Raw genomic sequence first — 24,035 nt, 5'->3', positions numbered from 1 at the left:
AAGATATAAAACATCCTTGTGGGCTTCCACGCATTTCGGACTTTCGCACTTTTCCGTATAGTAAAGTGAACTGGCTTCACCAAAGGGCGTAAGAGAACCCAATGGGTATGATAATGACTACCTATTGAGATTGGCTGAGATAGCGATGGTAATTCATGCAAAGCACCTTGCTAAACGTTGCTACCGTGAAGGAGAGTTCCTTCAACCAAATAACTTTTCTTTACTGCTGTCTATCTACCTCGATAGACTCACTCTAAAGCTACTATGTATTCTTTTTCTTAGTAGCTTTTTTACTTTTACAATAAAGGAGAAAACTATGGCTAACTTTTTTCGCACTACAATGTAAGCGACTGTATGATAATTACGCATTTACTTATAGAATCTTCAGTTTATATGATAAACTAACAGCTCAACTATACACTCAAGCTTTGAATGATTTAGATTCTTTAGCAAGAAAATCACTCATCACAGGATTTTCTCATGCTGAAGTGGAATTCTATACTAGAATGTTTAAATGTAAACTCTCTTCTCACTACTACTCAAGAGTGAAGCTACCAGCTTAACTCTTTTTATTTTACAATCAGAAAGGAAAAAACTTATAATTCCAGAAACTTTAAAAATGAAACCAGAATTTATTGGCTCAGCTTACTATGAAAAATTAGGGAATGATCCACGATTTATCTCTTGAAAAGAAAGCAAATATCAGCGTCATATTTTAAATATTGAAACACATGGTTCCTTCCATATTATCACACCTGCTTCTACCACAGTATTCCCAGAAGATGCTCTAGTAGAAACTGTTAACCCAATCTTTTTCCCAGATACTGCTTTAAACGGCAATACTGTTGCCCCTTATCTCAATGTATTTGCTGAAAAATTAGTAATTAAAAAAATAAGAAATAAAAGGAGAAAATTACATGGCTAAAATTCGATTAAACTATGGAATCTATAAAGCACTAACGCATAGTGACACGATTACAACAAAGACTTATGTCAACACTTCAAATGTCATTCCAATGGCTGTTGGAGAGATTGCTTATCGCAGTCTTAAAAAGTAATGGTGTGAATTTGGTGTGAAAAATGGTGTGAATTTTACTAAAAATCCTCAAAAAAGCACCCATGAGGTAAACTCTTGAGTGCTTTGAAACGTTGATATAATCGTATTGATTAACGTTTTGAGGCAACTGACTTTGTCAGGTTGCAGCCACATTTGTAAGCGACTAAAGTCGCAACAACTGTGTCAATTGCACCAATTTAGTAAGAAAGTATAAAAAAGAACACCCCGAAAGGTGCTCTCTGTAAGTATCGTAATTCTTTTGAATTAACGTTTACTAAATTGTGATGCTTTACGAGCTTTCTTAAGACCTGGTTGGGGCACCACTTATTTCATCTAATTTCAAAGTGCTTTAAAATCAACGTTTTCATAAGTTTTCAAAACATAAAATTTCAACTAATTTTAATCAATTTCATCAAAATAAGGTAAACTTTCATAAAAAATAAGCAAAAATCGAACCAGAATATCAAAAGTTTCCCTTATTTAGTTTTACAGAAGTGAAATAGGGATTCACTACACGTCAATATACGGTAGAAACCTTGATTTAAAGCGATTCTTGAAATTTCAAATTTCACTACATTGCAATAAAAATCAGCCGAATCACTACCTTTTTTTGAAATAAGAATATTGATTCGGACAATTAAAAGTAAGAGGAACTCAAATGTAAATTGGAGTTCCTTTTTTGTATATTTTTCAAATAACGCCTCTACACTATTTGTAGCAAATTCACCACTACAGTTTTATCTTAGTTAAAATAAGTTAGAATATGTAAGTGAGTATCAGATATACCAAGACATCGTCACCATCTAAGGTATATTCAAAATACAAAAGTTGACCAACTAGATTTCTGAATATCCTTATATATCCATTCTCAAAATTGGTTTAAATAGCGTAGTCTTTTAAACTAGTTTTGAGAATCTAAAAAATCTTCCTACATATGTAAGAAGATTTTTTAGTTCAGAATGATTAGATTTAGCTAATGGATACCTATCCTACCCACTCACCGTTAGCATTGACTCGATAGCCATCGGGTGTAGTGGTGTTTACTAATAAATCTCCTGAATTATAGGTATAGTACCATTTACCAGAAACTGTAAACCAACCTGTCTTCATAGCTCCAGCAGTATCAAGATAATACCATGATCCTTTGTCTTTAACCCAACCAGTAGCCATTGAACCTGATTCGTTTAAGTAATACCATAAGCCTTTATCTTTAATCCAACCAGTAGCCATTGAACCTGATTCGTTTAAGTAATACCATAAGCCTTTGTCTTTAACCCAACCAGTAGCCATTGAACCTGATTCGTTTAAGTAATACCATAATCCTTTATCTTTAACCCAACCAGTAGCCATTGAACCTGATTCGTTTAAGTAATACCATAAGCCTTTATCTTTAACCCAACCAGTAGCCATTGAACCTGATTCGTTTAAGTAATACCATAAGCCTTTATCTTTAACCCAACCAGTAGCCATTGAACCTGATTCGTTTAAATAATACCATAAGCCTTTGTCTTTAACCCAACCAACTACTCCCTGATTAGAATTCTTTTTAGGTTTAGCTACATCAGTTTCAGTTTTACCTGTTCCTTCTTTAGGTTTAGCTACATCAGTTTCAGTTTTACCTGTCCCTTCTTTAGGTTTAGCTACGTCAGTTTCAGTTTTATCTGTTCCTTCTTTAGGTTTAGCTACGTCAGTTTCAGTTTTACCTGTCCCTTCTTTAGGTTTAGCTACGTCAGTTTCAGTTTTATCTGTCCCTTCTTTAGGTTTAGCTACGTCAGTTTCAGTTTTACCTGTTCCTTCTTTAGGTTTAGTTACGTCAGTTTCAGTTTTACCTGTTCCTTCTTTAGGTTTAGTTACGTCAGTTTCAGTTTTACCTGTTCCTTCTTTAGGTTTATCTACGTTAGTTTCTTGTTTTATATTATCTACTTTTTCAACGATGATATCATTACTAGTAGATAAATTTGATTTAAGAACATCTTTTATATGTTCTGATGTTACATAGAACTTAACAGTTTCAGGAATTGCAAATGTATCTTTTTTCACAGAAAACTCTGTACTTTTATTCTTAATATGAATTTCCTTTAATGAATCTAAGCTGCCACTTAGGAAGAAGGACGGCAATGAGTTGATATTATTACCAATTGTTAATCTTTTTAATTTTGGTAAACCGTTCATGACATGTTTACCAAAATTTTTAACATTATCTGGTAATATAAGTTCTTTTAATTCTAAATTACGATAAAATGCTAAACGTTCAATAGTTTCTAAACTATTTGGTAAGCTAATTTCTTCAAGTTTAATCGCATCTTCAAATGCAAAAGTACCGATTTTTTCTAAACCATCGTTCAATTCGAGTCTTTTCAAATAAGAATTTTTATCAAACGAATATGATGTAAGTTCTTTTGTCTCCTTAGGTGTTTTATAACTTTCGTCATTTTTTTTACTTGGATAACAAATTAATTTGGTTTTATCTTTTGAAAACAAAACACCATCAATTGAGGCAAACGATTCATTTCCTTCTTCAACATCAACATGTTTTAAGCTAGTAGTATTTTTAAATAGATTACTTCCTAATGTTTTAACCGATTTTGGTAATGTTAGTTTCTCTAAATTTGATAAATTAGCAAAAGCCTCATGTGATATTAATTCTAATTTTGAACTTGAGGAAAAGGTTAGCTTTTTCAATTTTTGACTAAAAGAAAATGCACTTGTCCCAATATATTCTAGAGATGCAGGCAATTCAATCTCTTCTAATTCAGAAAAATTAAAAGCTTTATCTTCAATTTTCTCCAGCTGACTGCCATTCTCAAAAATAATAGTTTTAGCTTTACTTCCATGGAAGCCGTTTTTTTGTATTTTTTTTATGCTTGATGGAATAGTAATAGAGCTAGGATAGTAGATAATTCTACCTGTTTCATCTGGATAATAACTAAAAGCTTCACTAGCTACTTCAGTAACGGTAAATACTTTATCACCTACTGTGATTTTTGTAGGAATCGTGAATGATTTTCCATCTTGACCAGCTTCAAACTGTACAGGAGTCACTCCATTACCCACTTGAACCGTTCCTATGTTGCCTTCTACAGTTAGAACCTTATATTTGATATTATTTTGTTTAATAATACTTCCAACTTTAGTTTCTTTGATCACTTCCGAACTAGGTGTATTTGCTAGAATTGGTTCATTAGGGACATATGCTGCTAATATAACCGCAGCTGTAGTTAATGATAATACTGTTCTTTTTTTCATATAAATTTCCTTACATATTTATTTTCTAATAGATATAAAACTATAACTTTGCTAGCCGTTGTTATAAAAAGTTTTATTCAAGCATTATCTAGTAGAATAGAGTAGTACATTTTATAAATTGTTATCTCTCCATAAACATAGTATATCATTTTTAAATTTTAAGTCAAGAAAAATTAACCAATGTTAATTTTATTTTTAACACACGTTAATTTTATTTTTAACATGGGCTAAAAATAAAATTAACTGAGTAAAAACTCTCGAAATTCAATTCGCTATATTATCACTCAACTTGAACAAATACCAGAACCACAAAAAACAGATATAATTGATGCAATAGCAACTCTATTAAACAACATAAGAGACTGGGACAAAAAGATTTTGATTTCAGTAATTCTTTATTATAAATTTTTAAAATCGATAGATTAGACAAAAAAGCGAACGAAACAGAAAATCTTCACTCATATTCCCAACCATATACGGGAATTATATGTGCGATAGAAATGAAAGAGCAACTCTTAAAAAGCGTCTATCTGCTTTAGGACTACCAGACTATAGTTTTCACTTATTCCGCCACACACACGCTTCTATGATGTTAAATGCAGGTATCGCTATTACCTCAATAAATAATCCATCTAATTTCATTTCGTCTTTACCAAATTTGACGAGATTGACGACCTCTTCATAACGTCCTACCGCATTATTGACATCTTATAAGTTCGTTCTAGCTTTTGATAAGGCTTTGTCAATCTTTGGATTGACACTTTCATTTTGTGTCACAAACTCCATGCCGTAAGACGTTGCCACTCTTCAACTTCACGTTGAATTTTTACTTCTTTACTCTGTTTCGTTGCCATTACCAAAGCCTTTTAAAATGTTCTTTAAATTGGCTCTTTTAATTGCCCAGTGAGTCCTACTTAATTCCCAATCTTCTATTTTTAATTCTGAGTGATGAAGTTCGATCAGATTTAAATCAATTTCACATTCTTTCTGAAAATCAAATTTTATATATCCAGCTCTTTTATCTATATCTACTAATTTTCCAAAAAATCCAGTTTTTATCTCTTGGTTCGCCTCACTATATTCTGGAAGGAATAAAGCTGGCAAACTCATTATTTCATCAATATCTTCTAAAGTGAATTGATTGAACTTTTGACTAATTGCTGAATTTGTGTATTGAAAAACCCTATCATTGTTTAAACTAAACGAGTTCTCTTCATACTTCTCATTGTAAATTATAAATAGGTTATAATATTCATTGGAAGAGAGTATCTGCCGTATAGGTGTAACATTAACGATATGATTTACACTGTTTGCTTGCTCAATATTATAAATTCTGTCCGCATTTTGTTGTAGTGGTTGTTGGGGAAATTCTGAGGGCAAATTATCCTGCCTTTTTAGTGAGTTTGTCAATGTATTCTCCTTAATTTAAATTTTCTACATGTTCTATGTTATAAATTTTGTTAGCATACTGAGTTATGATTTTTGGATTATTCAATACTTGTTGTTTCATAGATTCTTCACCTTCAGTATTAAATTTTTTCTCTTCTTCGTTCTCAGTATCTGATTCTTCAACATGCTCTTGTTCCACTATTCCAGCAGTTTGTTCATTCAACTCTTCCACACTTGGGTTATAACGAGTTATTTCTAAATTAGGCAAAGACTTTCCCAGTTCTGAGTTTCTGAATTTCCATGGCGTATTTTCTCCATTTTGAGAATACCATTCCTCAAATGTTTCTTTACCGAGTGTATTATCAATTTTATTTACAAATATATATCTCATCACATCTAACAAGAATGGCTCAATTTCTACTGTTGTAATACTTAATAATTCTGACTTAGATACAGTATTATTAACAGAAATCTTAAATCGTTCCGAAATATCAATTGTTTCATCATTACAGATTGTTTCTATAATAGCAGAAGCAAACCATTCCAATTTTTGCTCTGAAAACTTATTACTTATAAAAGCAGACATACTCTCAAGTGTGTCTTTTTTATTTTGCTTAACTGAGGTTTCAAAAGAATCAATAAAAGTTTGGTCGTCAAAGATCAAATATGATGTAGCAGATATCACACATTTTTTATATTCAGACACATTCTTTTTAAATGATGTCCCTTTAACTTTTAAAAGGGATTCCCCTGTAAAGTTCTCGATGAACGATAACATCATATCATCTTCATTTAAACCATCACTTTTATCAGTTACAACACCACGTACTCTTGTACTACGTACTCTTCTTCTAGTATTTCTAGCTTCAAGAATAAGCCCAAAGAGTATCCCTCCTGTTAGGCGTGGAACGTTAGATGACATTTTTTAACTCCTCTTACTTTATTTGGTAACTTTATCTACTTTATCTACATTTACAAGTAACTCCATCTACTTCATAATAAAGTTTGAAGATAAGGCAAATGTATATTTGATTCTATTATATCAAATTTCACAAGCGTTTTCTTCAGAATAATAATATTAGTCCTAATTGATGGCCATCAAATGGACGGATTGAAACGAATATGAAAACTCAGACGATAACGGTCGAGTTCTGCATATATCTGTTTATCCGTTTATTTGGTGTGCCCTTTTCACATCTATCGGTATTCAGTATGGCTCATTGAAGTTTCTTTCCGTCCTAAGGACAGAAAGGAACCAACATGAATAATATATATGAAGAAATTTCTAAAAAGAAATTAAATGAAAAACTCATTAAATCTCTAACTCCAGAAGAGCAATCTTTCTGGCTTGAATGGCTAAATGAGAGTGATAGACATGAAAATAGTTATGCTCGCCAATGTCGTCGTAAAGAAATAAGTCTAAACTCCAAAATAAACAATGGAAGAACAAATAACGAAACAACTCCACTTGACTTGTTTATAGATGATTCCCCTAATCCTCTTGACTTTCTCATTCAGACAGAAGATGAAGAATTTACCTTAGCTCAATTGCCAAGATTAAAAAAGGTTCTATCTGAATTAGATGAACTTGACAGAGACATTATCTTACTTTGCCATTCATTTGAAGAATATGAATATACGTATAGGGGGGAAACCTATATAAACTACAAGAAACTTTCTTTCAGAGAAATGGGTAGAAGATTAAATGAGGACTATCGTAAAATCCAACGTAAGATACCGAAAATAATGTCTTATATAAAAGAAAGACTCACAGAATAATTGAACAAAAAAATTAGGCCTTTTTTGCTCAAAAATGGTTCAACTACCCTTAATTTTGTCCATTAATTAGGAGGTAGTTTTAAAAGTCCAGCTCATGACCTCAAACCGAGCTTGTCTCTTCTTAGTTTTTAAGCTTCATATAGAAAGGTATATCCATATGAAAATCAAACCACAACACCGAAAAGGCGGTTACTCAAACCATATCGCTCAACAATACGTTGACCTCAACGCTCCTATCTACTTACTGAGTGACGAACTCGAACCCCAACAAAAGTACGAAAACAACAAACCAACAGGGGAAATTGTCGCTTATAAGGCTTGGTTCGGACAAAAAGGACTTCCGCCTTTTCAAGTGAAATTTACAGAAGCACCTGAACTGCCAGACTACCTATCTCTGGTTTCATTTGAAGGTCTAATGGCATGCGAAGTTAACTACAATGTCTACTTCAAAGCTGACGGATTGAAAGAGGTGAACTAATGGTTTCAACTCTCACACAAAGAGAGTTGGAACAATACCTGTTACAGAGCCTAAATATGGGTTTGGGCTCTGTATTACAGGGTGAAACATCCTACACCAACTCTTTTAACATTCTTGTCCGAGAAGACGGCTTTATCTTTGTCCCTCGTCTACCATGTGGCTTTATCATTGATGATGACTTGTATCAGAAGATTTTTCTAATCGCAAACGCCTCCCTCTATCCTCAATATACGCTATTGAAACAAAACTCTGCTTACTTTATCGCCTTAAAGTCAGAGGATATTCATGTTCAGCGTGGCTTATTCTTTCCATGGAAAAAAGGAGTTTCGGAGCGCTTGGTCATTCCAGACCTTGAGATATTTACCTCGTCTCTAAAGGGTAATAATATTCCTATCATGAAAAATCTAGCCATTAACTATGATAAGGTAACTTCTTTGGCTATTGCTGGTAATTCCGGTAGTGGGAAAAGTTACGCTTTGACTTATCTACTTAGTGTCCTGAAAAACATTTCTGACCTAATTATTATTGACCCTAAGTTTGATACACCATCACGCTGGGCAAGAGAACACCAAACTCCCGTTATTCACCCCCATGAAAACCGCTCTAAATCTGATTTTGTTTCAGAAATTAATGAAAACCTGAGCAAGTGTATGACCATCATTCATAAAAGGCAAGCCATCTTGTTTGAAAATCCACGTCATGAATTTAAACATCTAACCATTGTTATTGATGAAGTACTAGCCTTGTCAGAAGGAGTCAACAGAACCATCAAAGATTCTTTCTTCTCTTTATTGTCTCAAATCGCACTACTGGGACGAGCTACACGTGTTCATTTACTTCTAGTCAGTCAACGCTTTGACCATACAACTATCCCCGTATCCGTTCGGGAACAATTGAATGTTCTGATACAGATTGGAAACATTAATAAAAAGACCACACAGTTTTTGTTTCCCGACCTCGACCCTGAGGGCATCGTTATTCCGATAGGCAAAGGAACAGGACTTATACAGATTATTGATAACGAACATCCTTATCAAGTTTTCCCCCTCCTCTGTCCCACCTATTACACCAAGAAAGGAATTTTATAGACTATGAGAAAAACGAATTTTCAAAAAACCATTCATCCAGCAACTACCTTTTTTATAATGGGAATCCTATCTATGTTTATTTCAATCTTATTGAGGCTTGGAATGAATCCCTTGGAAAACAGTATCTATTTCACATCTCTGTTTGATTTCCTGCGCTTGCTTCACTTTATCAGCTCATCTATTTCTTTATTGTCCCTTCTCTTATTCCTTGGATTAGTTGGCTATGAAATTAAGATACGCCACAGAGAAGATAAAATATCAAACCTCTTTAAGTCCATTACACAGACCTTTTCTCTTCGTCTATTTCTGATTCAAAGAGAGTACTCAGAAACTGTAAGCACAAGCGAGCAAGGAAACACAAAGAGATACAACCCTATCAACAAACAGTTCAATAAAGCGATTCAGAAAGTGCTTGTAGATATACGAGAGGAAAGCACAACATTGATTATTCCTGTCCCCAAATCGCAACAAGCCATTAGAATTCTAAAAGATTTGGAAACAATCATCAGTGAAGAAATTTCTAGTCGCAATCCTGACTATTATTTTTCAAGACCTGAAAGAAAGGGCATGGACTTCTACTTTATCGGAACAAGACGTAAATAATAGGACGGGCGCTATGGCGCACGAAGTAAGCGCCACCTAGCGCCCGTCTGCTTGGTATATGGACTAACGGGTTACTACGACCCCGTTAGTCCAATAATCAATAATCACAGAAATATCAAAAAAGCGTCTTCCACCTTCCGAAAGAACCCTTCTAAATCTCCTTATAGATAGAAATACAATTTGAAAGCGAGGTATGTTGTATATGTCAAAAGAACAACGTTCCAACAAGTGGGCTTTTCTTTTCTACAGAGAGAGCGCCCCAGAAAACTATTTAGAAATCCTTGAAGACCTTCATATTCCCTTTATCTTATCCCCTTGGCACGATAAAGACGTTAATAGAAGAACAGGGGAACTTAAAAAAGCTCATAAGCATGGCGCCTTTTTCTTCGATTCACTCAAAAGTTATTCTCAAGTATCTGAACTCATCAAGGATAAATTAAAGGGACCTGCTCATGTAGAACCTATTATGTCTCCAAAAGGGATGTATGACTACTTTGTCCATGCGGAGAATCCTGAGAAAAGTCCGTACGATATCAAAGATATAGAAATTGGATGCGGATTTGAATTGGATAAATTCCTCATAAACCATAACAACGATGATTTTCTATCAACTATTATTGACGTGATAGACAAGAATAATTTCACTGAATTTAATCATCTGGTTAGGTATGCGAGAGAAGAAAATCCGACCTTATTAAGACTTATCGTAGATAAAACTTACTTTTTTGCCAAGTATTTAGATTCACGAAGGTATAGTACAGATAAAAGCAAAATAACTTCATCAAAAGCTCCCTTGACGAATACTCCTAATAAAACTAGAGACATCATATCAGACTCTACTTTAATAGAAGTATAACGGAGGAAAAGCTATGCAAGTAATCTTACCAGATGAACAAATTCATCAAATTCAACTTTTACTCTCTAATCTTATAAAGAAAGAAATCAGAGAGCAATTAGACAAGAGCGGTATCGATAGTCCCTATTTGAACAAACAACAAGCTTGTAACTATTTAGGTATATCAAATAATACACTGGATTCTTGGATTGTAAAAGGCTTACCCAAAATCAAAATCGGTAAAACGATTCGATTCCATAAAGACGCTATCGATCAATGGCTAAACTTACATAACTAGAAATATCTATATTTTTGTTTTATAATAGTCATGATATTTTCTGGTTCGATACACAAGGAGGATATCATGCCTATCAGTAAGACAAAGAACGGTACTTTTCGCTTAAAAATCTATATCCCAATAGAAGCACGAATGCCACTTGGTATCGTTAATAGCAACTATTACGATAAGCGATTTAAAACAAGGAAGGAGGCAAGACAAGCTGAGATAGACTTGCTTACCAAGTTAAATCAAATAGAAGATAATGAATTTACAGGACTAGCAAAAGGAGATATTCTTTTCTCAGACTTCTATAACAATATCTGGTGGGAATCTTATAAAGAAGGACAAACTACATCTACTTCTAAACCACCAAGTAGGTCAACAGTTGCTAATACCAAAACCTGTTTTGAAAAACATATACTACCACTTCTTGGAAACTATACGATACAGTTTCTAAATCAAAACAAGCAGGTTATCCTAAATCTAATGACGTCTAAGGCTAATGAATATGCAAACTTCAAATCTTTACGTAGCTATGTGATTTCTATTTTTGACTGGGCAGAAGAACTTGAATATATAGAAGCTAATAAGGTTGCAAAAATATTAAGAAGAATAAAGGCCACTAAAAAGATTCAACTTGCAGAGTCAAAGAGAGAGGAAGATTTATATCTAACTCATGAACAACTCCAAGAGTGGTTCTCAGCATTTCAAGAAGATTTAGAGAATGATAAAATAACCCTTAAAGATTATGTCCTATTTTATCTCACTTTTTTCTTAGGCGATAGAAAATCTGAAACCTATGCTCTTCAATGGAAACATATCGATTTTTCAAAATCACAGATTCAGCTAATTCAAGCTTTAGATAGATATGGACAAGTGAAATCTACTAAGGGAAATAAGAAAACTATTTTCTCTATTTCTAATGACTTACTTCAACTCCTTACCTCTTGGAAAGAACAACAAAAATATGAACTGGCAAAATTTGGCATCATCAGTAATCCAGAACAATTTATTTTTACATATATCGACACAAAAGGAAACATCAATAAGCCTTTACATGCTGACTATCTAAACAACAAAATGAAAAGTATTAGAAAGCGACATAAAGAGCTGACACAGGCTACACCTCATAAACTGCGACATACAGGAGCAACACTTGCTAAACAAGCAGGAATGAGCTTAGAAGCTATTTCTGAAGCTCTAACACATAGCGACACAGGTACAACACAGATTTATGTCAATACTTCTAATGTAGTTCCTATGGCAGTCGGTGAATTTGCCTTAAAGTCTCTAAAACAATAAGGTAAAAATAAGGTAAACTTTGAGGTGAACTTTTCAAAAAAACACGAAAAAAGCACCCATAAGGTAAACTTTTGAGTGCTTTGAAACGTTGATATAATCGTATTGATTAACGTTTTGAGAATTGTGATGCTTTACGAGCTTTCTTAAGACCTGGTTTCTTACGTTCAACTTTACGTGAGTCACGTGTAAGAAGTCCTGCGCGTTTCAATGAATCGCGGAAGTCTGGGTCTACTTGAAGAAGGGCACGAGCGATACCGTGACGGATAGCTCCTGATTGACCAGCGTATCCACCACCTACAACGTTAACGAAAACGTCGTATGAACCTGCAGTTGAAGTAACTGCGAATGGTTGGTTGATGACAAGACGAAGGTCAGCGTGTGGGATGTACTCTTCAACATCTTTTTTGTTAACAGTGATTTTACCAGTTCCTGGAACAAGGCGAACGCGTGCAACAGCGTTTTTACGACGTCCAGTACCTGCATATTGTGCTTGTGACATACTTTATTGTTCCTTTCCTTAGATAAGTCCTGAAATGTCAAGAACTTCTGGTTGTTGTGCAGCGTGAGTGTGCTCAGCTCCAACAAATACTTTCAACTTCATACCTTGAGCGCGTCCAAGAGTATTGTGTGGAAGCATACCTTTAACTGATTTCTCGATCAAACGTACTGCATTTTTAGAACGAAGTTCACCTGCAGAGATTTGTTTCAATCCACCTGGGTGGTTTGAGTGAGTGTAGTAGATTTTATCAGTTGCTTTTTTACCAGTCAATTTAACTTTTTCAGCATTGATAACAATCACAAAGTCACCTGTATCAGTGTGTGGTGTAAATGTTGGTTTGTTTTTTCCGCGAAGTACGCTAGCAACTACTGCAGAAAGACGTCCAAGTGGTACATCAGTTGCGTCAACTACGTACCATTTACGTTCAACTTGGCCTGGTTTAGCCATAAATGTTGTTTTGTTCATGATTTCTCCTATATATAGTTCGATTTTTGTTTACGGTGATGGGTGTTCCTTCCCATCGAAAAGTATTTGGAAGGTTCCGGGGCCTTTCAAATGGGGTAAACAATACCGCCTACTATAATACCAAATTTCACCCCTAAAAGTCAATAGATATGAAAAATATTTTTCTAAATTCCACTCTTTTTATCTCTAAAAAACCTCGCTTTCGCGAGGCTCTTCTATTTATAAGCTAAGGCACGTCTAAAGGTTTTCCAAATCCCTAAATCATCTGTTTGAAGGACTAGGCTGGCATACATGCGTCCGATAAATCCGGTTGCTACCACTGCAAAAATCACTGTAATAGCAAGCGAAATCCATGCTTCTACTCCCCCTGCATAGCCATTAATGGTTCTAAATGGCATAAAGAAGGTCGAAATAAAGGGAATATAAGAACCAATCTTCAAGATGAGATTGTCACCAGCTGCACCTAGAGCTGTCACTCCAAAAAAACCACCCATAATTAAAATCATCAAAGGCGACAAGGCTTTTCCTGAGTCCTCAGGACGAGAAACCATAGATCCTAGGAAGGCTGCCAAGACTACATACATAAAGAGACTGACCAAAATAAAGAGCAAGGTATTCAGTGAGAATGCATCTCCCAAGTGATCCAAAATACCAGACTGAGCCAAGAATGGCAAATCTTTAAAGAGTAGAATGGCTGCCAGACCACCTACAACATAAATCCCGATATGCGTTAAAATCACCAGAAACAGAGCCATCATCCGCGCATAGAAATAGTGACTAGCCCTTATGCTAGAAAAGACGACTTCCATAATTTTGGTGCCTTTTTCACTGGCAACTTCCTGAGCCGTTACACCCGCATAGGTAATCAGAATCATATAAAGAAAGAATCCTAAGGCGCCTGCTGCCATTGTTTGAATAAACTTTTTATTTTCCTTGGCTTCATCAATCTTTTCTGTGAATTGAATTGTCTGCGCTAAGCGTTTTTCCTGCTCTTGAGACAAGGAGGCGGTTGAACGATTAAGCTGATTTTGCAGTTCATTGAGTGTACCTGTAACTGCAAATTTAATTCCATTTTCAAGCGACGTTTCGCCATGATAAACAGCCTTCAAGACACTATCTTCTTGGTCAATAGTCAGATAGCCTTTTAATTTTTCATCTTTAATCGCTTCTTTTGCACTTGCTTCGTCTTTGTAGTCAAAATTAACACCATTTACATTCTTCAGTCCTTCTGCTACAGATGGCACTGTTGTCACTACTGCCACTTTATCATTTTTAGCCATTGAAGAGCCTTGGAGATAGGCAATTCCTACAGAGATTCCTAAAAAGAGGAACGGTGAAATCACCATAAAGAAGAAACTCCACGATTTGACATGTCGAAGATAGGTTTCCTTGATTACAACCCACATATTTCTCATACTTCCACCCCTGATTCTAGTTTAAAGATTTCATCGATTGTTGGCGCTTGTTGGTCAAAGGTTGCGATATATTGCCCTTGAGTCAAGATTGGGAAAAGTTCCCTTCCAGCACTCTCATCCTCTAAGATCAATTTCCAACTGCCTTGTTTGGTCAAGCTCACCTGTTTAACATGAGGAAGACTTTCCAATTCTTCCTTGCTTCGTTCACTTGAAACAAAGAGACGCGTTTTCCCGTATTGATTGCGGACATCCTGAACCGGCCCATGCAAGACCACACGGCCATCTCGAATCATCAAAATATCATCACAAAGTTCCTCAACGTTGGTCATAACATGGTCAGAAAATATAATGGTTGCTCCGCGCTCTTTTTCCTGAAAAATGACTTGTTTGAGCAATTCTGTATTGACTGGATCCAATCCACTGAAAGGCTCATCCAGGATAATCAAGTCTGGCTCATGAATCAGAGTAATGATGAGCTGAATCTTCTGCTGATTTCCTTTTGACAGACTCTTGATTTTATCTGTCAACTTTCCTTTGACTTCCAACCTCTTCATCCATTGAGGGAGTTTTTCCTTGACTTCCTTGGCATCCATGCCTTTTAGCGTCGCCAAATAGCGAACTTGTTCAAGGACTGTCAATTTAGGCATGAGACTGCGTTCTTCAGGTAGATAACCAATCCGAGCATAGGTCTCCTGACGAATATCCTGACCATCCAGACTGATTTCTCCCTGATATTCTAAAAACTTCAAAATACTGTGGAAAATTGTTGTCTTCCCAGCACCATTTTTCCCGACTAGTCCCAAAATACGACCTGCTCGCGCTTGAAAGTCAATACCAAACAAAACTTGCTTGGGGCCAAAACTTTTCTCTAGACTTCTTACTTCTAGCATCTTTCACCTCCGAAATGTCTTGTACTCATTATACTCCTTTTTGATAGCCTTTACAATGACTTCTGTCCATTTTTATAAGACTAATGCTATGTAAAATATGGCCTGGAGCACTTTTATACTCAATGAAAATCAAAGAGCAAACTAGGAAGCTAGCCGTAGGCTGTACTTGAGTACGGCAAGGCGAAGCTGACGTGGTTTGAAGAGATTTTCGAAGAGTATTAGTGATAAATCCATTATACAGTAGCAAACTCGATTTATCACTTCCGCTCCTCAACTGTCTATTTTTGATCCTGAATTGTTATGTGAGCAACTCCTTTATTCGGCTCTATAATATTTGTAGTGGGTAAATCCCCTATGGATATTATGGAGCCGATTTTGTTGTAGAAAAAAGTCCCATAAGATCTATAATGAAAAGCGACCAAACCATCATTAGAAAGAATCATATGGAACAATTACATTTTATCACAAAACTACTCGATATTAAAGACCCTAATATCCAGATTCTAGACATCATCAATAAGGATACACACAAGGAAATCATCGCCAAACTGGACTACGACGCCCCATCTTGTCCTGATTTTGAAAGTCAAATGAAGAAATATGACTTTCAAAAACCGTCTAAGATTCCTTACCTCGAAACAACTGGTATGCCTACTAGAATTCTCCTTAAAAAACGCCGTTTTAAGTGCTATCACTGTTCAAAAATGATGGTCGCCGAAACCTCTCTCGTCAAGAAAAATCACCAAATCCCTCGTATTATCAACCAAAAAATTGCTCAGAAGCTGATTGAAAAAAATTCTATGACGGATATTGCCCATCAGCTGTCCATTTCAACTTCAACTGTCATTCGCAAGCTCAATGACTTCCGTTTTAAGCATGATTTTTCTTGTCTTCCTGAGATTATGTCTTGGGATGAGTACGCTTTTACTAAGGGAAAGATGAGCTTCATTGCACAAGATTTTGAAAAGCTCAATATTATCACTGTTCTTGAGGGACGAACACAAGCTATTATCCGAAATCACTTTCTTAAATATGATAGGGCAGTCCGATGTCGAGTGAAAATCATTACTATGGATATGTTTAGCCCCTACTATGACTTGGCTAGACAACTTTTTCCAAACGCTAAAATCGTTCTAGATCGTTTCCATATTGTGCAACATCTTAGCCGTGCTATGAGTCGTGTCCGTGTCCAAATCATGAATCAGTTTCATCGAAAATCCCATGAATACAAGGCCGTCAAGCGCTACTGGAAGCTCATCCAGCAGGATAGTCGTAAATTGAGTGATAAACGTTTTTATCGCCCTACTTTTCATATGCACTTAACGAATAAAGAGATTCTTGACAAGCTTTTGAGCTATTCAGAAGACTTGAAACACCACTATCAGCTCTATCAGCTCTTGCTTTTTCACTTCCAGAATAAGGAACCAGAGAAATTTTTCGGACTTATTGAGGACAATCTTAAGCAGGTTCATCCTCTTTTTCAGACTGTCTTTAAAACCTTACTCAAGGATAAAGAAAAGATTGTCAACGCCCTTCAACTACCCTATTCCAACGCCAAACTGGAAGCCACCAATAATCTCATCAAACTTATCAAGCGCAATGCCTTTGGTTTTCGGAACTTTGAAAACTTCAAAAAACGGATTTTTATCGCTCTGAACATCAAAAAAGAAAGGACGAAATTTGTCCTTTCTAGATATTAGCTTTTCTTCAACCCACTACAGTTGACAAAGAGCCCTTTATTCCAAATAGCTTTTCCCTAAAAATCATTACATCATATGTTCTCATTTGTCAAAAATAAAAATCTTATCTATTTACTTTGACATAAAACATCATCAAATAGCAACTATTATCAATTAAAACATTACTTAATAACTATCGTCCTCTATATGACTACCATCTTTGAAGAATTACCTATCTCTATATGAATAGTCATTCCTAGACCTAAAAATTTTGAAATCAAGTTGACCTAAACCACTCAATACCTTCCGAAATTTAAGATTTAGATTCACTACTCAATTTATACTCAATGAAAATCAAAGAGCAAACTAGGAAACTAGCCCCAGATTGCTCAAAGCACCGCTTTGAGATTGTAGATAAGACTGACAAAGTCAGTCACATATATACAGCAAGGCGACTCTGACGCGGTTTGAAGAGTATTACCTGTATCAAAAATCTCCTAGCAGGCTTTCCTGCTAGGAGATTTTCTTATGAGAGGTACTTGTTTAAGCTTTGAAAATCGGACTTATCATCTGATAATTATCAAATAATCTACCAATTAAGCTTCTTCGTCTTCTTTACGACGACGACCTGCAAGACCGAGACCAAGTAAGGCACTTGCAGCAGCTGCTACCATAGCTACAGTAGAATCTGCTGTACCTGTATTTGGCAACTCTTTAGCTACTTTACGTGCATTTACTTGTGCTGATGCTGTTTGACCAGCATTAGCTGCTGCTTGAGTAGTAACTGGAGCTACAGCTGGTTTTTGAGCAGCTTGGTCGTTAGCTGGAGTTGCATGATCAGTTGATGGAGCAACTTTCGCCATGAAGTCTTCGATACGTTTAACCATTGCATCCACTGCTGCTTGAGTTGTGTCTGCATTAGCAAATACTTTCTTAGCATCTGCTGATAATGCATTCGCTTCTTTTGCAGTGTCTGCATCAAACTTAAATTCATCTAATTGATGAATAGCAGCTTCTAACTTAGCTTTATTTACTCTCGCTTCAGTGTTATTAGCTCCGTTATTTGCTCCATTTCCTTCATTTCCATGATTTTGTGGAGCAACAACTTCAACAGGTACGTTGATTTCTTCTACACTGCCATCTGATAACTTAAGTGTTACTTTAGCTACTAGTCTACCTAAAGCTGATGTTGTAGGTTTTTCAACTTTAATAACCTCTACATCCTTCGGTAAGTTTACTTTAGATAACACTTCTTGATCTGTTAAAGTTTCTCCTTGTTTAACAGAGACGAATCCATTGACTAATAGAGATGATAAGTCAAATGCTTCCACTTCATTAATTGCTGCATCATCTTTGTAAATGTCATTACGAAGAATTCTATCTACTTCTGCTTGAGTTGTAGCTGCATCGATTGCTTTCGTTGCGTCATCTGCGGCTTTCTTAGCTTCTGCTTTCGCTGCTGTTTTTTCTGCTTCTGAAAGTTTGCTGTTCGCTTCAATCGCTTTTTCTTTTGCGGCTAAGGCTGCGGCTACTGCGGCTTTCGCATTATCTTTTCCTACTGGGTTGATTGCAGCTACTGCCCCTGTTCCAGCAGTTTCTTTTGCGTCTACGCCATCTTGATCGTTAGCGGCTTCAATCGCTTTCGTTGCGTCATCTGCGGCTTTCTTAGCTTCTGCTTTCGCTGCTGTTTTTTCTGCTTCTGAAAGTTTGCTGTTCGCTTCAATCGCTTTTTCTTTTGCGGCTAAGGCTGCGGCTACTGCGGCTTTCGCTGCTGCAACAATTGTATCTCTATTGTTCAAAGAGTTATATTTTTCAATAAGTGACTTAGCAGATTCTTTATACTTACTTGTGGTACTTATTTCTGAACTAAGTAAATTCTTAATCTCAGTCAATTTTGTTTCATAAGCATCCTTAGTTTCAGGAGTAGACCACTTAGTATCTTCTGATTTTTGTTCTATTAATTTATTATATATTCTTTGTAGTAAATTCTTCGCAACATTTTTTGTATCTTGTTCAATTGAAAAATCTACACCAGTAACTGGAAGTGCATAACCTAAATACGGAGATTGATAAGAAAGCCCCACTTCTTTATCGTTTGCATTACTAATTCGTACTTTATATGAAACTGCACCCTTTGGAAGTTCTATATCACGGCTAGTAAAAGAACCTCCTGTACCATTAGGTTTATTGTTCTCCTCTGCTAATTTTTCATTCACTTGATTTTCTGTCAATCCATTAGCATTTAGTCTGTCATTTCTCGTAGTACCATCGTTAGCTGCAACAACCGTTTTATCTTTATCTTTCACATTATTTTGAGGATAAAATGTAGTTGTATAAATACTACTTTCTGCCCCATCTTGTCCAATCGAATAAACTTCGACCTTATATCCTGCTTTAGTATTGTTAATATCTCCAGAGTATCCTGTTTTAAAAGCAATTTTTATTCTAGAACCATCGTTTGAAGAATATGCACGAAACGTTTTCTCAATACCTTGAAAACCTTTGACAGCTTTTGCAGTAGAAGCTCCCCCTTCCCCAACTCTTACATATTTAGAGTTATCATAAGCTGTTTCTGTACTATTTTTATAAGATCTAACTTTCGTTAGAAAAAGCATATATTTACTAGTTCTATCAAACGACTGTTCTCTCAGCCAAACCTGTCTGTTGGTGTCATATTGATTATTTGTCGTATTAATTGTTTCAACAGGAAATACGTCTCGGTCTGTCTTTCTTGCAATTGCAAATCTACCTTGCTGTCCATCAGAAGATACAGCTCTCCAACCACCAAATTCCGTTATTTCTTTTACTTTACCAGCTTCAAGTCCAGTTGTCGCTCCTACTTCATCCATATTATTGACTTTGGTATTATTTTGAATTGCACTTGGTAATTCTTGGAGTTTTTCTTTTAATTCATCTAGCCCTGCATTTACATGTGGCGCTGTATACACTTGATTCGCAGCTGGATCAGTATCTGTCGTTGCCGTTGGACTAGCATCTACAGCACGTTTTTTACGTAATTTTGGTTTGTTGCTTTCTGTTGTTGCTGCTGATGTAGTAGATGTCTCTTCAGTTTTTACTGTTGTTTGTTCTTTATTTTCTACGCTATTTGCTTCTGTAGATGGCACCTCAGTGTTTTTCTTTGTTGATTTTTCTTCTGTTGCTGAAGCAGGAGCTGGAGTTACGGATGCTGATTCAGCAACAGGAGTTGAAGCAGGTGTTTCGTCTTGAACTTTTGAAGCAGGAGCTGACTCCACTGATGTTGATCTTGAGTCAGCAGGTTTTGAAGTAGTTGTGCCTGCTTGAGCTTTCGGAACAGTCGAGTCACTGGCACCAGAATTTTCATCCAACTGATTATTTGCTGGAGTAGCTGCTAGGGCAGAACCTGTTGCTGTTACATTTGGTTCTACTGCATACACTGCACCATTTCCCAAAAACATGAAAAATGCTGCGACCGCCACACTGGCCGCACCAAAACTTACTTTTCTGACAGAGTAACGAGTTACCTTCTCACGACGTGAGCGTTCTACTCGACTCATAGAATGATTTTTTCCCATCTATAAAGACTCCTTTATTATCTATTAAACTAGTGAAAACGGCAATCTTAGTTAATATATATATATATATATATATTAACTAAGATTGTAACCTATAAATTGTTTCCGACTTAATTTTATCATTGTTATGCTAATAAATCAAGTATTTTGATTTATTAGACAGAAAAATAAAAATACACTTAGATTTTATTTCATGCCGAAGTTGAAACAGCACATTGAAACTTCTAAAACATTGCTATAAACTTGTTTGAATTCCCCAATAGATTTGTTCGCAGTTTATTTCAATCTACTGTAGTCTTAAACAGTTATAAAAGCGAAATCAAGAAAGTATATAAGAACAGCTTCATTCACACTAACAAGACCTAAGATTTAAAAACAAAAAACGAACAAAATAGAATTCTAACCGTCTAGAAAACTAGTTTTATTCGTTTTTTATGTTTAAGTCTAAACTTTCATTTCAAACTCTAATAACTTAACGCACTTCTGCATTGACTTTTTCTTCAAGCGATGCTTGGATTTTTTCCATGTAGCGTGCTACTTCTTCGTCCGTCAAGCTATCTTCTGGATTTTGGAAGGTCAAGCTATAAGCCATCGACTTCATACCAAGTCCCAATTTTTCGCCTGAGAAGACGTCAAAGAGTTTGATATCTGTCAAACGTTTCACGCCGGCAGCTTGAATAGCATCTACAACTTCTTGATGAGTCACTTCTGCCTTGAGGAGAAGGGCAACGTCACGGCTGACTGCTGGGAATTTCGTGATTTCCACAAATGGAACAGCAGGTTGAAGCGCAGCTTCGATGGCTGAAAGGTTGAGCTCAGCCACATAAGTTTCTGGAATATCGTAGGCCTTAGCAGTTACTGGATGCACTTGACCGAGGAAACCAAGAACTTGGTCACCGAGTGAAATGACTGCTGTACGACCTGGATGAAGGCTTGCAATTTCAGCTGTAGCTGTATAGCTCACTTCTATTCCCAAGCGAGTAAATAATGCTTCTAGGATTCCTTTAGCATAGAAGAAATCAACTGGAACTGCTGCTGTTTGGAAATCTTTTTCTGCAACCAAGCCTGTCAAGGCAAAGGCAAAACTGTTGATTTCATTTGGAAGTTCTTCTTTTGGATTACCTGTTTGTTCAAAGACTTTTCCAATCTCGTAAAGGGCCAAGTTTTTATTCTTACGAGCCACGTTGTAGGCAACGGTATCAAGGATACCTGAGATCATATTTTGACGGAGGACAGAACGATCCACAGTCATTGGCCACATGAGTTCAGTAAGGTTACTTGGTTGAGCCGTAAACTCAACTGCTTTTTCAGGAGTTGTTAGAGCATAGGTGATGATTTCTGTCAAACCTGCTCCTTCAGCAATAGTACGAACCTGACGGCGGAGTTTTTGTGTCGCAGTCAATTCACCAGCTGTCCCATCGTCTTTTGGAAGGCTGGTTGGCAAGCGGTCATATCCATAGATACGAGCAATTTCTTCAAAGAGGTCCGCTTCGATGGTGATATCCCAGCGACGGCGTGGGACGCTGACTGTAAAGCTATCTGCATTTCCAGAAAGGCCAAAGCCAAGACGACGGAAGACGTCTTCTACATCAGCATATGAAAGCTCAGTTCCGAGGACACGGTTAACATCAGCAAGAGTTGAAGAAACTTCCACATCAGAGGTATCAAGTTCACCCGCTGAAACGATGCCTTTGCGCACCGTCGCATCTGCAAGTTCTGCAATCATGCTAGCCGCCGCATCAAGGGCTTCGTTAACAGTTGCCACATTGATCCCTTTTTCAAAACGAGAAGATGACTCAGAACGAAGGTTGAGGCGACCACTAGTCTTACGAATTGATTTGCCATTGAAAACAGCCGCTTCAAGGACAACACGACTAGATTTTTCAGAGATTTCTGTTGCTTGACCACCCATAACACCTGCAAGAGCTACTGGTTTGTCTGCGACAGTGATGACTAGGTCATTTGTTTCCAAGTCACGTTCTTCACCATCCAAGGTCACCAATTTTTCACCAGCACGCGCTTCACGTACACGGATGTCAGTCCCTTCAAAGGTATCCAAGTCAAAGGCATGCATAGGCTGACCAAAGTAGAGAAGGATGTAGTTGGTCACGTCCACTACGTTGTTGATTGGACGGATTCCTTCGTTCATGAGGAGATTTTGCAACCATTGTGGACTTGGTGCGATGGTCACATTGTCCAAGATACGAGCTGCATAATAAGGCGCCTTGTCTGTCTCAATGCTGACAGAAAGGGCATCTGCCGCAGCTTCATTAGTTTCTGTTAGAGTAAATTCTTTAAAGTTGACTGCCTTATCATAGATAGCTGCCACTTCGTGAGCCACTCCACGCATAGAAAGGGCATCTGCACGGTTGGGTGTAATAGAAAGTTCGATGATTTCATCATCCAAGTCTAGATATGAGAAGACTTCCTCACCTGGAACGGCATTTTCTGGCAAGATTTGGATGCCATCTGCGAATTCCTTAGGTACAACTGAGTCAGAAATTCCCAATTCACCAAGGGAACAGATCATCCCAAGTGACTCCAAGCCACGGATTTTTCCTTTTTTGATTTTGTAGTTGTCAGCGATGCGAGCTCCTGGAAGAGCCACCATAACCTTGATACCAGCACGTACATTTGGGGCACCACAGACGATTTGACGTGCTTCTTCTTCGCCAACGTTAACCTGACAAACATGGAGGTGAGTTTCTGGCACATCTTCGCAAGACAAGACCTCACCGACGACAATTTTTGAGAGACCAGCAGCAGGTGATTCGACACCTTCTACCTCGATCCCTGTAGTTGACATTTTTTCAGCCAACTCTTGCGATGGCACATCAATGTCCACCAATTCTTTTAACCATTTATAAGATACAAGCATAATTCTAATTGTAAGGTCCCACCAAGTAAGACCTTTTCAATTCCTTTCTTTTTCTTCGAGTCAGTCCTCACCATTTCTCGTCAAGAGTAGCTGACTAGGACTGTGTTTCAGGTTTCAATCTTATTTAAACTGTTCTGAGAAGCGGACATCTCCTTGGTAGAATCCACGGATATCATTGATTCCGTAACGGAGCATAGCTACACGCTCTTGTCCAAGACCAAAGGCAAATCCAGAGTAAACAGTCGCATCGATACCACTCATTTCAAGGACACGTGGGTGAACCATACCGGCACCCATAATTTCGATCCAACCAGTTTTCTTACATACGTTACAGCCTTCTCCACCACACTTGAAGCAAGAAACATCCACCTCAACAGATGGCTCTGTGAATGGGAAGTAAGATGGGCGCAAACGAATTTGACGCTCTTCACCAAACATTTTTTGGACAATCAACTGAAGGGTTCCTTGAAGGTCTGCCATAGAGATATTTTTCCCAACAACCAAGCCTTCAATTTGGTGGAATTGGTGACTGTGTGTTGCATCGTCCGTATCACGACGGAAGACACGCCCTGGTGAGATCATTTTCAAAGGACCTTTA

The 24,035-nt window shown here is 36.8% G+C and carries 18 protein-coding genes and 3 pseudogenes; 11 read left to right on the top strand and 10 right to left on the bottom strand.

The window, feature by feature from the left end; genetic code table 11:
* Positions 1–598: 598 nt before the first annotated feature.
* Together O3636_RS07420 and O3636_RS07415 are read left to right on the top strand one after the other, a co-directional pair.
* A pseudogene (locus tag O3636_RS07420) lies at positions 599–925 on the top strand (cytoplasmic protein).
* 19 nt (positions 926–944) lie between these two features.
* Positions 945–1,058, top strand: a pseudogene (locus O3636_RS07415) (integrase); the annotation flags it as partial.
* A gap of 983 nt (positions 1,059–2,041) precedes the next feature.
* On the opposite strand, the gene O3636_RS07410 reads toward O3636_RS07415, so the two are convergent.
* The gene (locus tag O3636_RS07410; protein ID WP_371642417.1) at positions 2,042–4,303 is read right to left on the bottom strand and encodes a leucine-rich repeat protein; all 2,262 of its coding nucleotides are present in this window, start codon (positions 4,301–4,303) and stop codon (positions 2,042–2,044) included.
* Between the two features lie 421 nt (positions 4,304–4,724).
* Here O3636_RS07410 and O3636_RS07405 point away from each other — a divergent pair, with 421 nt between their 5' ends.
* Complete coding sequence (locus tag O3636_RS07405; RefSeq protein WP_371642489.1) at positions 4,725–4,988, top strand: tyrosine-type recombinase/integrase; 264 nt, start codon at positions 4,725–4,727, stop codon at positions 4,986–4,988.
* A 149-nt stretch (positions 4,989–5,137) separates the two neighbouring features.
* On the opposite strand, the gene O3636_RS07400 is transcribed toward O3636_RS07405, so the two are convergent.
* Positions 5,138–5,713, bottom strand: coding sequence for a hypothetical protein (locus O3636_RS07400; protein WP_371642415.1), 576 nt, complete (start codon positions 5,711–5,713; stop codon positions 5,138–5,140).
* A gap of 10 nt (positions 5,714–5,723) precedes the next feature.
* The gene (locus tag O3636_RS07395) at positions 5,724–6,614 is read right to left on the bottom strand and encodes a hypothetical protein (protein WP_000097855.1); all 891 of its coding nucleotides are present in this window, start codon (positions 6,612–6,614) and stop codon (positions 5,724–5,726) included.
* 338 nt (positions 6,615–6,952) lie between these two features.
* Here O3636_RS07395 and O3636_RS07390 point away from each other — a divergent pair, with 338 nt between their 5' ends.
* From O3636_RS07390 to xerC, 7 genes are all read left to right on the top strand, one after another.
* Positions 6,953–7,471 carry a hypothetical protein gene (locus O3636_RS07390; RefSeq protein WP_261013512.1) on the top strand — a complete coding sequence of 173 codons (519 nt, stop codon included), beginning with the start codon at positions 6,953–6,955 and terminating at the stop codon, positions 7,469–7,471.
* Positions 7,472–7,634: 163 nt separating this feature from the next.
* A complete protein-coding gene (locus tag O3636_RS07385) occupies positions 7,635–7,949 on the top strand; it encodes a hypothetical protein (protein ID WP_025170852.1) in 315 nt (104 codons plus the stop codon).
* Positions 7,949–9,037 carry a type IV secretion system DNA-binding domain-containing protein gene (locus tag O3636_RS07380; protein WP_000255253.1) on the top strand — a complete coding sequence of 363 codons (1,089 nt, stop codon included), beginning with the start codon at positions 7,949–7,951 and terminating at the stop codon, positions 9,035–9,037. The genes O3636_RS07385 and O3636_RS07380 overlap by 1 nt, the downstream gene beginning before the upstream one ends.
* A gap of 3 nt (positions 9,038–9,040) precedes the next feature.
* The gene (locus O3636_RS07375) at positions 9,041–9,640 is read left to right on the top strand and encodes a hypothetical protein (protein ID WP_125451087.1); all 600 of its coding nucleotides are present in this window, start codon (positions 9,041–9,043) and stop codon (positions 9,638–9,640) included.
* 202 nt (positions 9,641–9,842) lie between these two features.
* Positions 9,843–10,496, top strand: a complete 654-nt coding sequence (locus O3636_RS07370) for a replication protein (RefSeq protein WP_000032482.1) — start codon at positions 9,843–9,845, stop codon at positions 10,494–10,496.
* Between the two features lie 13 nt (positions 10,497–10,509).
* Positions 10,510–10,773, top strand: a complete 264-nt coding sequence (locus O3636_RS07365) for a helix-turn-helix domain-containing protein (protein WP_001196067.1) — start codon at positions 10,510–10,512, stop codon at positions 10,771–10,773.
* A 66-nt stretch (positions 10,774–10,839) separates the two neighbouring features.
* On the top strand, positions 10,840–12,057 hold the full coding sequence (gene xerC, locus O3636_RS07360) for a tyrosine recombinase XerC (RefSeq protein ID WP_371642411.1): 1,218 nt from the start codon (positions 10,840–10,842) through the stop codon (positions 12,055–12,057).
* 106 nt (positions 12,058–12,163) lie between these two features.
* Here the strand turns inward: xerC and rpsI are convergent, their stop codons facing one another.
* The 4 genes from rpsI to O3636_RS07340 form a co-directional block, all read right to left on the bottom strand.
* Positions 12,164–12,556, bottom strand: a complete 393-nt coding sequence (gene rpsI / locus O3636_RS07355; RefSeq protein WP_000075964.1) for a 30S ribosomal protein S9 — start codon at positions 12,554–12,556, stop codon at positions 12,164–12,166.
* 18 nt (positions 12,557–12,574) lie between these two features.
* Complete coding sequence (rplM, locus tag O3636_RS07350) at positions 12,575–13,021, bottom strand: 50S ribosomal protein L13 (protein ID WP_001044624.1); 447 nt, start codon at positions 13,019–13,021, stop codon at positions 12,575–12,577.
* 215 nt (positions 13,022–13,236) lie between these two features.
* Positions 13,237–14,436: an ABC transporter permease gene (locus tag O3636_RS07345; protein ID WP_371642409.1), complete on the bottom strand. Its 1,200-nt coding sequence runs from the start codon at positions 14,434–14,436 to the stop codon at positions 13,237–13,239.
* Positions 14,433–15,326, bottom strand: a complete 894-nt coding sequence (locus O3636_RS07340; RefSeq protein ID WP_371642407.1) for an ABC transporter ATP-binding protein — start codon at positions 15,324–15,326, stop codon at positions 14,433–14,435. The genes O3636_RS07345 and O3636_RS07340 overlap by 4 nt, the downstream gene beginning before the upstream one ends.
* A gap of 443 nt (positions 15,327–15,769) precedes the next feature.
* Between O3636_RS07340 and O3636_RS07335 the strand changes: the two genes are divergently transcribed.
* Complete coding sequence (locus O3636_RS07335; RefSeq protein ID WP_371642405.1) at positions 15,770–17,026, top strand: ISL3 family transposase; 1,257 nt, start codon at positions 15,770–15,772, stop codon at positions 17,024–17,026.
* A 575-nt stretch (positions 17,027–17,601) separates the two neighbouring features.
* On the opposite strand, the gene O3636_RS07330 is transcribed toward O3636_RS07335, so the two are convergent.
* The 3 genes and pseudogenes from O3636_RS07330 to pheS all read right to left on the bottom strand — a co-directional run.
* On the bottom strand, positions 17,602–20,559 hold the full coding sequence (locus O3636_RS07330; protein WP_371642403.1) for a DUF1542 domain-containing protein: 2,958 nt from the start codon (positions 20,557–20,559) through the stop codon (positions 17,602–17,604).
* A 472-nt stretch (positions 20,560–21,031) separates the two neighbouring features.
* Positions 21,032–23,437, bottom strand: a complete 2,406-nt coding sequence (gene pheT / locus O3636_RS07325; RefSeq protein WP_371642401.1) for a phenylalanine--tRNA ligase subunit beta — start codon at positions 23,435–23,437, stop codon at positions 21,032–21,034.
* Between the two features lie 120 nt (positions 23,438–23,557).
* Positions 23,558–24,035, bottom strand: a pseudogene (gene pheS, locus O3636_RS07320) (phenylalanine--tRNA ligase subunit alpha); the annotation flags it as partial.

The sequence above is a fragment of the Streptococcus sp. 27098_8_76 genome (genome assembly GCF_041432315.1).
GTDB lineage: Bacteria > Bacillota > Bacilli > Lactobacillales > Streptococcaceae > Streptococcus.
The sequence above is the reverse complement of the archived record's forward strand: the minus strand, read 5'-3'. Positions and strand labels throughout refer to the sequence as shown.

Bases quoted from the DNA above. Each gene is read 5' to 3' on its own strand.
- O3636_RS07410 (WP_371642417.1), bottom strand. From the start codon at position 4,303: ATGAAAAAAAGAACAGTATTATCATTAACTACAGCTGCGGTTATATTA.
- O3636_RS07395 (WP_000097855.1), bottom strand. From the start codon at position 6,614: ATGTCATCTAACGTTCCACGCCTAACAGGAGGGATACTCTTTGGGCTT.
- O3636_RS07390 (WP_261013512.1), top strand. From the start codon at position 6,953: ATGAATAATATATATGAAGAAATTTCTAAAAAGAAATTAAATGAAAAA.
- O3636_RS07380 (WP_000255253.1), top strand. From the start codon at position 7,949: ATGGTTTCAACTCTCACACAAAGAGAGTTGGAACAATACCTGTTACAG.
- O3636_RS07375 (WP_125451087.1), top strand. From the start codon at position 9,041: ATGAGAAAAACGAATTTTCAAAAAACCATTCATCCAGCAACTACCTTT.
- O3636_RS07370 (WP_000032482.1), top strand. From the start codon at position 9,843: ATGTCAAAAGAACAACGTTCCAACAAGTGGGCTTTTCTTTTCTACAGA.
- O3636_RS07365 (WP_001196067.1), top strand. From the start codon at position 10,510: ATGCAAGTAATCTTACCAGATGAACAAATTCATCAAATTCAACTTTTA.
- xerC (WP_371642411.1), top strand. From the start codon at position 10,840: ATGCCTATCAGTAAGACAAAGAACGGTACTTTTCGCTTAAAAATCTAT.
- rpsI (WP_000075964.1), bottom strand. From the start codon at position 12,556: ATGTCACAAGCACAATATGCAGGTACTGGACGTCGTAAAAACGCTGTT.
- rplM (WP_001044624.1), bottom strand. From the start codon at position 13,021: ATGAACAAAACAACATTTATGGCTAAACCAGGCCAAGTTGAACGTAAA.
- O3636_RS07345 (WP_371642409.1), bottom strand. From the start codon at position 14,436: ATGAGAAATATGTGGGTTGTAATCAAGGAAACCTATCTTCGACATGTC.
- O3636_RS07340 (WP_371642407.1), bottom strand. From the start codon at position 15,326: ATGCTAGAAGTAAGAAGTCTAGAGAAAAGTTTTGGCCCCAAGCAAGTT.
- O3636_RS07335 (WP_371642405.1), top strand. From the start codon at position 15,770: ATGGAACAATTACATTTTATCACAAAACTACTCGATATTAAAGACCCT.
- O3636_RS07330 (WP_371642403.1), bottom strand. From the start codon at position 20,559: ATGGGAAAAAATCATTCTATGAGTCGAGTAGAACGCTCACGTCGTGAG.
- pheT (WP_371642401.1), bottom strand. From the start codon at position 23,437: ATGCTTGTATCTTATAAATGGTTAAAAGAATTGGTGGACATTGATGTG.